The sequence below is a fragment of the Streptomyces sp. SID14436 genome (assembly GCF_010548465.1).
Classification (GTDB): domain Bacteria; phylum Actinomycetota; class Actinomycetes; order Streptomycetales; family Streptomycetaceae; genus Streptomyces.
This window is the reverse complement of the sequence record NZ_JAAGMD010000166.1, coordinates 1-10,257: the sequence shown is the minus strand read 5'-3', so window position 1 is coordinate 10,257 and position 10,257 is coordinate 1. Positions and strand designations below refer to the sequence as shown.

Here is a 10,257-nt window from a genome sequence, read left to right as displayed (position 1 = left end):
GAGGAGGAAGGCCCCGGCGAGCAGCACGGGGTAGCCGGTGCCGCCCGGGTGCGGGGCGCCGGGGCGGCGCGACCGGGCGAGGTGCTCGCAGCCCGCGTACAGCGCGGCGAGCAGGACGGCGGCCGGCCATGCGGACCGCGGGCCGGGCGTGAGGCAGAGGACGGCGAGCAGGACCACCACCGCGACGTATGCGCGGGCCCGTGCCGGTAACGCCTCCATGAGCCCCTCCCCCACCGTGCCCGCCGCACCCGGCCCGCCGCCGTCGGCCTATGGAGCCTAGGGCGGCACGGGGGGCTCTCGCGGGCCGATAACCCGCGGATTAGCACGGACGGGTGACGCCACCGGCGTCCCGGGAGGGTGGTGCCGCCCCGGGAGGGGGCGGCGGGGGTCAGGACTCCTGCGGCCGGGTGGGCGCGGCGGTGACGTCCTGGTCGGGCACGGCCTGCCCGGAACGGATCAGCTCGATCCGCCCCATGACCTTGGACCGCAGGTCGCCCGGCACGTCGTCGTGCCCGCAGCAGCGCTTGACCAGCTTCTTCACGGCCTGCTCCAGCCCGTACTTCTCCAGGCAGGGCGAGCACTCCTCGAAGTGGTGCTCGAACTTCACGCAGTCCGCATCCGGCATCTCACGGTCGAGGAACTCGTAGAGATGATCGAGGATTTCGCTGCAATCCGTCTCGTGCGGCTCTCCGCAGCTCATGACCTCGAGCCTTTCGCTTCGTTCGACTCTCCGGCGCCGGCCGGGACCAACCCCCGCTCGCGGGCGTAGTCCTCGAGCATGCCGCGCAGCTGACGGCGGCCCCGGTGCAGGCGGGACATCACCGTACCGATGGGTGTGCCCATGATGTCGGCGATCTCCTTGTACGCAAAGCCCTCGACGTCCGCGAGGTAGACCGCGATGCGGAATTCCTCGGGAATCGCCTGCAGGGCCTCCTTCACGTCCGAGTCGGGCAGGTGGTCCAGCGCCTGCGACTCGGCGGAGCGCAGACCCGTCGACATGTGGGACTCGGCGCGCGCGAGCTGCCAGTCCTCGATCTCCTCGGCACCGCTGCGCTGGGGTTCGCGCTGCTTCTTGCGGTAGGAGTTGATGAAGGTGTTGGTGAGGATCCGGTACAGCCACGCCTTGAGGTTGGTGCCTTCGCGGAACTGGTGGAAGGACGCGTACGCCTTGGCGTAGGTCTCCTGGACCAGGTCCTCCGCGTCCGCGGGGTTGCGCGTCATGCGCAGCCCGGCGGAGTACATCTGGTCGAGGAATTCGAGCGCGTCCCGCTCGAAGCGCGCGCTGCGCTCCGCGCTCGTCTCGGCGCTCGCGCCACCCCGGCCCTCGGGCTGCTCCGCCTGGCCGTGTTCGGTCCCTGCGTCGGTACCGGGAACCGGACCCACCTCCTCGAGTGTCGTCGTGAGACCGGAACCGGTCTCACCCGAATCGGAGGATAGACGACGATCCGGTCCGCCCGCCGCCCGAATCGGGGCGGTCCTGGCCGCGGGCAGCACCGTCCAGTCCAGGTCGGCGCGTGCGCTGCGGTTCGGGCAGAGCGTGGAACCCATGCGGCGGACTTCCTCTCCTACGACGGCGATGCCGTTGACCGGCATGTATGTCCGCCTCAACAGCGAAGGCGCCCCGGACATTCCCGCGCGCTACGCGAGGCCCCCGGCCCACCGCGCGACGGCGTCCGTGACGACCGCCACCGCCTCGTCCTGGGTGAGGTCCGCCCGCTTGGGGACCGCGAAGCCGTGATCGCCGTGCGGCACCTCCACCAGTTCGTGGGGCCCGTCGGGGAACTCGGCGGGCCTGCCGAAGGGGTCGTTGCCGCCCTGCACGACGAGGGTGGGCACCCCGGCGCCGAGCAGTTCGGCGGCCCGGGACTTCTCCGGCCGTCCCGGCGGGTGCAGGGGGAAGCTCAGGGCGAGGACGGCGCGGGCGCCGAGCTCGGTGGCGGTGCGGCAGGCCACGCGGGCCCCGGCGCTGCGTCCGCCGGAGATCACCGGCAGGCCCGGCTCCGCCAGCCCGGGCCAGACGCCGCGCCAGCCGGTGTCCAGGGTCTTCGGCGCGGGGGCCACCTTCTTGCCGGCCACCCGCCAGGGCTGCTCGACGAGGGCGACGGTGATCCCGTGCGCGGGCAGTGCGGCGGCCAGCGCCCGCAGGTCGCGGGCCTCGATGCCGCCCCCGGCGCCGTGGCCGAGGGCGAGCACGAGCCGGGCGTCGCCGTGGGCGGGGTGCCAGGTGACGCGGGCCTCACCGGCGTCGGTCCCGACGGTCCGGACGGCGAGGGCCGGGGTGGTCTGCGGGGTCCCGGGTGTCAGGCGGGGGTTCTGGGGGGTCACGTCAGAAGAGTGTGCCCTCTTCCGGGGCCGCCAGCTCCTTGAGCAGTTCCGGGCCGTTGTTGCGGACGTTGCTTACCGCCGTGGTGACCGGGTAGGCGCGCATCAGGCCGGGGGGCGGCGGCGCGAGCAGCGCGCGCAGGTCCTCGACGTCGGTGCGGGCCGGGTCCAGCCAGGCGTCCCAGCGGTCCGGGGTGAGCATCAGCGGCATCCGGGGGTGGATCTCGGCCAGGGAGCGGGGGCCGTCCGCCGGGGACACGGCGAGCGGGTCGGTCTCCGCCTCGGTGGTGATCACGGAGCAGGTGACCCACCAGGCCCGCGGGTGGTCGTCCGGCAGCGTCCGGTCCCGCCAGAACTCGTACAGGCCGGCCATCGCGAACACCGAACCGTCGGCCGGCGTCACGAAGTAGGGCTGCTTGCGGGGGCGCTTCTTCTTCCCCTCGACCTCCAGCTCCCGCTCCTGCTTGCCGGTGACCCACTCGTAGTAGCCGTCGGCGGGCAGGATGCAGCGCCGGGTGCTGAACGCGCGCCGGTAGGACGGCTTCTCGTGCACGGTCTCCGCGCGGGCGTTGATCATCCGGGCGCCGCCCTCGGGCGTCTTCGACCAGGAGGGGACCAGGCCCCACTTCAGGGTGCGCAGCTGGCGAACCGGGCGGGGATCGTCGGCGTCCTTCACAGGACGGTCCAGAACGGCGTGGACCTCCTTGGTCGGCGCCACGTTGTAGTCGGGTTCCAGGGACTCCTGCGCTTCCCACTTCTCGATCTCGAAGATCCCCGCGAGGTCCTCGGGGCTGCGACTCGCTGCATACCGTCCGCACATACGTGCAACACTGCCAGACTCCGCACGCCCAGAGGGAGCAGTCACAGACACATGGAAAGCACGGTCAGCACCGCAGCGGCCTCGTTCACCTCCCTCTGGGACGAGGTGTCCGGCACCCAGCCCGACCCCGACCTGTGGGTGGTGGTCGCCACCCTGGGCGCCGCCCTGGCCGTGGTCGTGCCGCACGCCCTGTGGCGGCTGTCGCGCAACGCCATCACCATCGCCCACGAGGGCGGGCACGGTCTGGTGGCCCTGCTCACCGGCCGCACGCTCACCGGGATACGCCTGCACTCGGACACCAGCGGCCTGACCGTCAGCCGCGGCAAGCCGCACGGCATCGGCATGATCCTCACCGCCGCCGCCGGGTACACCGCTCCGCCGCTGCTGGGGCTGGGCGGCGCGGCCCTGCTCGGCGCCGGGCGCATCACCCTGCTGCTGTGGCTGGCCACAGCGCTGCTGCTGGCGATGCTGGTGATGATCCGCAACGCCTACGGGGCGCTGACCGTGCTCGTCACCGGCGGCACCTTCGTCCTGGTGTCCTGGCTGGCGGGGCCACAGGTGCAGGCGGCGTTCGCCTACGCGGTGGTGTGGTTCCTGCTGCTGGGCGGGGTGCGCCCGGCCTTCGAGCTGCAGGCCAAGCGGGCGCGCGGGGGCGCGGGCGACTCCGACGCCGACCAGCTGTCGCGGCTGACCCACGTACCGGCGGGGATGTGGTTCTTCCTGTTCCACGCGGTGTCGCTGTGCTCGCTGCTGGGCGGGGGGCGCTGGCTGCTGGGGTGGTGAGCCGCCCGTCGCGCGACGCGTGAGCCCGGTCCGCGCGCGCTCCGCCGGGCGGGCGCGACCGGCCCGGACAGCGGCGTCCGGGTCCGCGGGCCTCCTTATAAGGTGGGCCTCATGGCCCCGAATTCCGCACCCACCGCCCTCTGGCCCGCCCCGCACGCGAGCGGAGCCGTCAACGCGACGGTCCACGTGCCCGGGTCCAAGTCGGTCACCAACCGTGCTCTCGTGCTCGCCGCCCTCGCCTCCGAGCCGGGCTGGCTGCGCCGCCCGCTGCGCTCCCGCGACACCCTGCTGATGGCCGAGGCGCTGCGCGCCATGGGCGTGGAGATCGAGGAGGGTGTGGGTCCCGACGGCACCGGCGAGGCGTGGCGGGTGGTCCCCACCGGGCTGCGCGGCCCGGCCACCGTCGACGTCGGCAACGCGGGCACGGTGATGCGGTTCCTGCCCCCGGTGGCCACGCTCGCCGACGGCCCCGTCCGCTTCGACGGCGACCCCCGCTCCCACGAGCGGCCCCTGAACGGTGTCATCGACGCGCTGCGGCACCTCGGCGCCCGGATCGACGACGACGGGCGCGGCGCGCTGCCGATGACCGTGCACGGCGGCGGTGCCCTCGACGGCGGCACGGTGCCGGTGGACGCCTCGTCGTCCTCCCAGTTCGTCAGCGCGCTGCTGCTGTCGGCGCCGCGCTTCAACCAGGGCGTGGAGGTCCGTCACACCGGCGCGACGCTGCCCTCGCTGCCGCACATCCGGATGACCGTCGACATGCTGCGCGCGGTCGGAGCCCAGGTGGACACCCCCGAGGCGGGCGGCGAGCCCAACGTCTGGCGGGTCACCCCGGGCGCGCTGCTCGGCCGGGACCTGACCGTCGAGCCTGACCTGTCCAACGCCCAGCCGTTCCTGGCGGCGGCGCTGGTGACCGGCGGGCGGGTCGTCGTGCCGGACTGGCCGGCGCACACCACCCAGCCCGGTGACCGGCTGCGGGAGATCTTCACGGAGATGGGAGGTTCCTGCGAGCTCACCGACCAGGGCCTGGTGTTCACCGGGTCCGGCACGATCCACGGCATCGACGTGGACCTCGGCGAGGTCGGCGAGCTGGCGCCGGGCGTGGCCGCGGTGGCCGCCCTCGCGGACTCGCCGTCCACCCTGCGCGGCGTGGCCCACCTGCGGCTGCACGAGACGGACCGGCTGGCCGCGCTCACCAAGGAGATCAACGAGCTCGGCGGTGACGTCACCGAGACCGCCGACGGTCTGCACATCCGCCCGCGGCCGCTGCACGGCGGCGTCTTCCACACCTACGAGGACCACCGGATGGCCACCGCGGGTTCGGTGATCGGTCTGGCCGTGGAGGGCGTGCAGATCGAGAACGTGGCGACCACCGCGAAGACCCTGCCGGACTTCCCCGAGCTGTGGGCCGGGATGCTCGGGGCGTAAGGACTCCACACCATGCGCCGCTACGGCAAGCACACCGACGAGGACGACATCCGCTCCCGCCCGAACCGCAGGGGCAACCGGCCGCGCACCCACATCCGGCCCAAGCACGAGGATGCCGCCGAGGGCCTGGTCCTCACCGTCGACCGGGGCCGGCTGACCTGCCTGGTCGACGGGCGGACCGTGACGGCGATGAAGGCCCGCGAGCTGGGACGCAAGGCCGCCGTCGTCGGTGACCGGGTGGCGATCGTCGGTGACCTGTCCGGCCGCAAGGACACGCTGGCGCGGATCGTGCGCATCGAGGAGCGCACCTCGGTGCTGCGGCGCACCGCGGACGACGACGACCCCTACGAGCGGGTCGTCGTCGCCAACGCCGACCAGCTGGCCGTCGTCACCGCCCTCGCCGACCCCGAGCCCCGGCCGCGCCTGATCGACCGCTGTCTCGTCGCGGCGTACGACGGCGGCCTGTCCCCGCTGCTGGTGCTGACCAAGTCGGACCTGGCCCCGCCGGACAAGCTGCTGGAGCTGTACGGCGACCTGGACATCCCCTACGTGGTCACCAGCCGCGCGGAACTGGAGAGCGGGGCGGCGGTGGACCGGGTGCGCGCCCAGCTGGACGGCCGGATCACGGCGTTCGTCGGACACTCCGGGGTCGGCAAGACCACGCTGGTCAACGCCCTGGTGCCGGAGGAACGCCGCCGCAACACGGGCCACGTCAACGCGGTGACCGGGCGTGGCCGGCACACGACGACGTCCGCGCTGGCGCTGCCGCTGTCGGGGGCCGAGGGGTGGGTCATCGACACCCCGGGGGTGCGGTCGTTCGGGCTGGCGCACGTCGATCCGTCCCGGGTCATCCACGCCTTCCCCGACCTGGAACCGGGCACCGAGGGCTGTCCCCGCGCGTGCAGCCACGACGAGCCGGACTGCGCGCTGGACGCCTGGGTGGCCGAGGGCCACGCGGACCCGGCGCGGCTGTACTCGCTGCGCCGGCTGCTGGCGACCCGGGAACACGCGGACGGTGACTGATCTTCGCGTTGTTCGACCCGCCCCGAGGACGGTAAGTGCATAATCGCACCGAGTCGGATCTAGCCGGACGAGTGGGACCGCACCTGCCCCGCTGATGGAGCAGTCACCGGGCGTGGGCCAACGGGAGGACGACAGATGGCGTGGCTGCTGGTCGTGGTGGCGGGATTACTGGAGACCGGCTTCGCCGTCTGCCTGAAGCTGTCGCACGGATTCACCCGGCTGTGGCCGACGATCGCGTTCGCGGCGTTCGCCCTGGGCAGCTTCGGTCTGCTGACCCTCGCCCTGAAGAAGCTGGACGTCGGCCCGGCCTACGCCGTGTGGACGGGCATCGGCGCGGCGGGCACGGCCATCTACGGCATGGTGTTCCTGGGTGACCTGGTCTCGACCCTGAAGATCGTGTCGATCAGCCTGGTGATCATCGGAGTGATCGGGCTGCAGCTGTCGGGCTCGGCCCATTGAGTGCCCCGCCGCCGCCCTGCGGCACCGGATCAGGGCGCCGGCTGGCGGTGCAGGGCGCCCCGGACCAGGTCGGCGACGCCGCCGTCGGCGGGCGGGGCGGCGACACAGGACAGGGCGAGCCGGACCACCAGTTCGCAGGCCCGGGCCAGGTCGCCCGTGTCGCAGCGGGGGACGCCCGGCCCGGTCAGGGCGTTGACGGCCCGGTCGCGCACCAGGGCCACGACGTCACCGGGTGAGGGCAGCGGCCCGTCGGCGCGCCGCTGCGCCGGGACGGACGAGGTGGACGGCCCCGGGGTCCGGGCCGGGGCGGGCAGCCGCTCCCCCCAGCAGCCGGTGAGCACGGCGCGCACCAGGGCGTTGTCGCGGGCCGCGGCGACCGTCCACTCGGCGGTCGCGGTCAGGCGTTCCCGGGGGTCGCCGTGGCCGGTGAGCGCGCGGTCCACCCCGGCGAGGTAGCCGTCGGTCTCCCGCCGGACCAGGGCCCGCGCCAGGCCGTCCTTGCTGCCGAACTCGTTGTACAGCGTCTGCCGCGAGACCCCGGCCGCGGCGGCCACGTCCACCATCCGCACCGCCGACCAGGGCCGGCGCGCCAGCGCGGCGTACGCGGCATCCAGCAGAGACTCGCGCGCTGCGGGCATCAGCGCCTCCCTCGGTGCGAGCGGGCGACTCCGCGGTTCAGGTTTGACGCGGCCGACAGCACTGTCAAGGGTGCGCGCGCGTCACCGCGGGGGCGGCGCCCGTCCCGTCCCCGCCCCCGCGTCCGCCCTTCCTCCACGGCACCCCTGTGGCCCCGGCGCCACCTCGGCCGATAGCGTTCGTTGCATGCCCGACTACCTCGACGATCTGCGTCTCGCCCATGTCCTCGCGGACGCGGCCGACGCCGCGACCATGGACCGGTTCAAGGCCCTCGACCTCAAGGTGGAGACGAAACCGGACATGACGCCGGTGAGCGAGGCGGACAAGGCGGCGGAGGAACTCATCCGCGGCCACCTCGCCCGCGCCCGCCCGAGGGACGCGGTCCTCGGCGAGGAGTACGGCGTCGAGGGCACCGGCCCCCGGCGCTGGGTGATCGACCCCATCGACGGCACCAAGAACTACGTGCGCGGTGTCCCGGTCTGGGCCACCCTGATCGCCCTGATGGAAGCCGGTGAGGGCGGGTTCCGTCCGGTCGTCGGCCTGGTCTCCGCGCCGGCGCTGGGCCGCCGCTGGTGGGCCGCGCTGGACCACGGTGCCTTCTCCGGACGCAGCCTGACCTCGGCCTCCCGGCTCCACGTCTCCAAGGTCTCGCAACTCTCCGACGCCTCCTTCGCCTACTCCTCGCTCAGCGGCTGGGAGGAGCAGGGGCGCCTGGACGGCTTCCTCGACCTGACCCGGGAGGTGTGGCGCACCCGGGCGTACGGCGACTTCTGGCCGTACATGATGGTCGCCGAGGGGGCGGTCGACCTGTGCGCGGAGCCGGAGCTGTCGCTCTGGGACATGGCCGCCACCTCGATCGTCGTGACCGAGGCGGGCGGCAGCTTCACCGGTCTCGACGGCCGGCCGGGCCCGCACAGCGGCAACGCGGCCGCGTCGAACGGCCTGCTGCACGACGAGTTGCTGGGGTATCTCAACCAGCGCTACTGAGTTTCACGAGGCCGGCGTGCGCGCCCCCGGCGGGCCGCACGCGCCCTCTTGTTGACCACCCCTTTGCCTGCCACTCTGAGAGTCCACCCACTTGTGAACTTGTGAAATCGCGCACGAGCGGACCCGATGTCCGCCCGACCTGCGGTTTCCGGTAGGAGGTGGCTCCACCCCATGCTCGTCCGCGACGCCATGAGCACCGTGGTCCTCACCATCGGCCCCACCCACACCCTCCGACAGGCCGCCACCCTGATGTCCGCCCGCCGCGTGGGCGCGGCCGTGGTGCTGGACCCCGACGGCACCGGCATCGGCATCCTCACCGAGCGCGACATCCTCAACTCCGTGGGCCTCGGCGAGGACCCGGACTCCGAGCGCGCCCACGCCCACACCACCACCGACGTCGTCTTCGCGGCGCCCACCTGGACCCTGGACGACGCCGCGCACGCCATGTCCCGGGGCGGCTTCCGTCATCTGATCGTCCTGGAGCGCGACGAGCCCGTCGGCATCGTCTCGGTGCGCGACATCATCCGCTGCTGGGCACCCGTACGACAGCGGCCCGCCGCCACCGCACAGGTGCCCGCCTGACCTCCGCCCGCCCCGCGCGGCCGGCACCCGCCCGCCGCGCACGAGAAACGGGCCGGACCCCGCACAGGGAGTCCGGCCCGCCGTCGGCAAGCGGTCCAGCGCTGGAGATCGGCCGCGAGGGCCGGTACCGCGGCCTCCAGCCACTTGCCGAAGCTTGGTTTCCGCTCGACTCGACCCTACAATAGACAATGTCTAGGTCAAGTGAGGTTCCAAAGTCACACCCGTTCGGGACCTGGTCCCCCTGCTGTTAGGCTGGTTCCCATGAGTGACCTTCTGGAACGCCTGCGCGGACGCGGATGGCGGATGACCGCGCAGCGCCGCGTCGTGGCCGAGGTCCTCGACGGTGAGCACGTCCATCTGACGGCCGACGAGGTCCACGCCAGGGCCGTCGCCAAGCTGCCCGAGATCTCCCGGGCGACCGTCTACAACACCCTCGGCGAGCTGGTCTCGCTGGGTGAGGTGCTGGAGGTCGCCACGGACAAGCGGGCCAAGCGCTACGACCCGAACGCCCACCGCCCGCACCACCACCTGGTGTGCGCGCAGTGCGGCGCGATCCGTGACGTGCATCCGACCGGCAACCCGCTGTCGGACCTGCCCGACTCCGAGCGCTTCGGCTTCACCGTCTCCGACGTCGAGGTCACCTACCGGGGCGTCTGCCCGAACTGTGCGGCCGCCTAGCGCCCGCCGCACCCCCATGCACGACGAAGCCCCGGCACCGTTTCGGTGCCGGGGCTTCGTCGTGGCCGTGTGCCGAGCAGGCCGGGCGGCGGGAGCCGGCCGCCTTCGGGCAGGTAGGAACCCGCGCAAGAACCGAGGGCCGGAACCCTTTCGGATTCCGGCCCTCGGCCTTCAGTAGCGGGGACAGGATTTGAACCTGCGACCTCTGGGTTATGAGCCCAGCGAGCTACCGAGCTGCTCCACCCCGCGTCGACGGATGCAACGTTACGTCAAGGACGCGGACGGAGGCAAATCCCTTCCGGACGCCGTTCCCGACCGGTCCGGGACCGGCCGGGAACGGCCGGGAACGGGCTCGACCAGGCAGGACCGAGCAGGACGGGGCAGGATCGCTCACGCGGACAGTTCCTGGCGCAGGGCGTCGCGCAGCCGGGTCGCCCGCTCCGTGACCGCTTCCGGGCCCAGCGCCGCCGCCCGGTCCGCCCAGCGCTGCCCCTCGGCGAGCTCGCCCCGCCGCGCGTAGACCAGGGCCAGCCGCAGGG

The 10,257-nt window shown here is 73.2% G+C and carries 12 protein-coding genes, 1 tRNA gene and 2 pseudogenes; 7 read left to right on the top strand and 8 right to left on the bottom strand.

Annotated elements, in window-relative coordinates; all coding sequences use genetic code 11:
* From G3I53_RS06400 to G3I53_RS06380, 5 genes and pseudogenes are all read right to left on the bottom strand, one after another.
* Positions 1 to 219: pseudogene (locus tag G3I53_RS06400) on the bottom strand (metal-dependent phosphohydrolase); the annotation flags it as partial.
* A gap of 169 nt (positions 220 to 388) precedes the next feature.
* Positions 389 to 700, bottom strand: a complete 312-nt coding sequence (rsrA, locus tag G3I53_RS06395; protein ID WP_164335577.1) for a mycothiol system anti-sigma-R factor — start codon at positions 698 to 700, stop codon at positions 389 to 391.
* The gene (gene sigR, locus G3I53_RS06390; RefSeq protein WP_205076674.1) at positions 697 to 1,383 is read right to left on the bottom strand and encodes an RNA polymerase sigma factor SigR; all 687 of its coding nucleotides are present in this window, start codon (positions 1,381 to 1,383) and stop codon (positions 697 to 699) included. Before sigR ends, rsrA begins: the two co-directional genes overlap by 4 nt.
* A gap of 255 nt (positions 1,384 to 1,638) precedes the next feature.
* Positions 1,639 to 2,304: an alpha/beta family hydrolase gene (locus G3I53_RS06385; protein WP_164438098.1), complete on the bottom strand. Its 666-nt coding sequence runs from the start codon at positions 2,302 to 2,304 to the stop codon at positions 1,639 to 1,641.
* Between the two features lie 22 nt (positions 2,305 to 2,326).
* Complete coding sequence (locus G3I53_RS06380; protein ID WP_164333684.1) at positions 2,327 to 3,142, bottom strand: SOS response-associated peptidase; 816 nt, start codon at positions 3,140 to 3,142, stop codon at positions 2,327 to 2,329.
* 51 nt (positions 3,143 to 3,193) lie between these two features.
* On the opposite strand from G3I53_RS06380, the gene G3I53_RS06375 reads away from it, so the two are divergent.
* From G3I53_RS06375 to G3I53_RS06360, 4 genes are all read left to right on the top strand, one after another.
* Entirely contained in the window at positions 3,194 to 3,925 is a 732-nt protein-coding gene (locus tag G3I53_RS06375; protein WP_164333685.1) for a M50 family metallopeptidase, read from the top strand.
* A 111-nt stretch (positions 3,926 to 4,036) separates the two neighbouring features.
* Complete coding sequence (gene aroA / locus G3I53_RS06370) at positions 4,037 to 5,353, top strand: 3-phosphoshikimate 1-carboxyvinyltransferase (protein WP_164333686.1); 1,317 nt, start codon at positions 4,037 to 4,039, stop codon at positions 5,351 to 5,353.
* A 12-nt stretch (positions 5,354 to 5,365) separates the two neighbouring features.
* Positions 5,366 to 6,376: a ribosome small subunit-dependent GTPase A gene (gene rsgA, locus G3I53_RS06365; protein ID WP_164333687.1), complete on the top strand. Its 1,011-nt coding sequence runs from the start codon at positions 5,366 to 5,368 to the stop codon at positions 6,374 to 6,376.
* A gap of 135 nt (positions 6,377 to 6,511) precedes the next feature.
* A complete protein-coding gene (locus tag G3I53_RS06360) occupies positions 6,512 to 6,835 on the top strand; it encodes a multidrug efflux SMR transporter (protein WP_164333688.1) in 324 nt (107 codons plus the stop codon).
* Positions 6,836 to 6,864: 29 nt separating this feature from the next.
* Here G3I53_RS06360 and G3I53_RS06355 read toward each other — a convergent pair whose 3' ends face one another.
* Complete coding sequence (locus G3I53_RS06355; RefSeq protein WP_164438097.1) at positions 6,865 to 7,473, bottom strand: TetR/AcrR family transcriptional regulator; 609 nt, start codon at positions 7,471 to 7,473, stop codon at positions 6,865 to 6,867.
* 184 nt (positions 7,474 to 7,657) lie between these two features.
* Here G3I53_RS06355 and hisN point away from each other — a divergent pair, with 184 nt between their 5' ends.
* The 3 genes from hisN (at position 7,658) to G3I53_RS06340 (ending at position 9,718) form a co-directional block, all read left to right on the top strand.
* Positions 7,658 to 8,458 (top strand): histidinol-phosphatase, encoded by an 801-nt coding sequence (hisN, locus tag G3I53_RS06350; protein ID WP_164333428.1) that lies wholly within the window; start codon positions 7,658 to 7,660, stop codon positions 8,456 to 8,458.
* A gap of 171 nt (positions 8,459 to 8,629) precedes the next feature.
* Positions 8,630 to 9,040, top strand: coding sequence for a CBS domain-containing protein (locus tag G3I53_RS06345; protein ID WP_164333427.1), 411 nt, complete (start codon positions 8,630 to 8,632; stop codon positions 9,038 to 9,040).
* A gap of 261 nt (positions 9,041 to 9,301) precedes the next feature.
* Entirely contained in the window at positions 9,302 to 9,718 is a 417-nt protein-coding gene (locus G3I53_RS06340; RefSeq protein ID WP_164333426.1) for a Fur family transcriptional regulator, read from the top strand.
* A gap of 175 nt (positions 9,719 to 9,893) precedes the next feature.
* Here G3I53_RS06340 and G3I53_RS06335 read toward each other — a convergent pair.
* Both G3I53_RS06335 and G3I53_RS33645 read right to left on the bottom strand, forming a co-directional pair.
* A tRNA-Met gene (locus G3I53_RS06335) sits at positions 9,894 to 9,967 on the bottom strand.
* 141 nt (positions 9,968 to 10,108) lie between these two features.
* A pseudogene (locus G3I53_RS33645) lies at positions 10,109 to 10,257 on the bottom strand (sel1 repeat family protein); the annotation flags it as partial.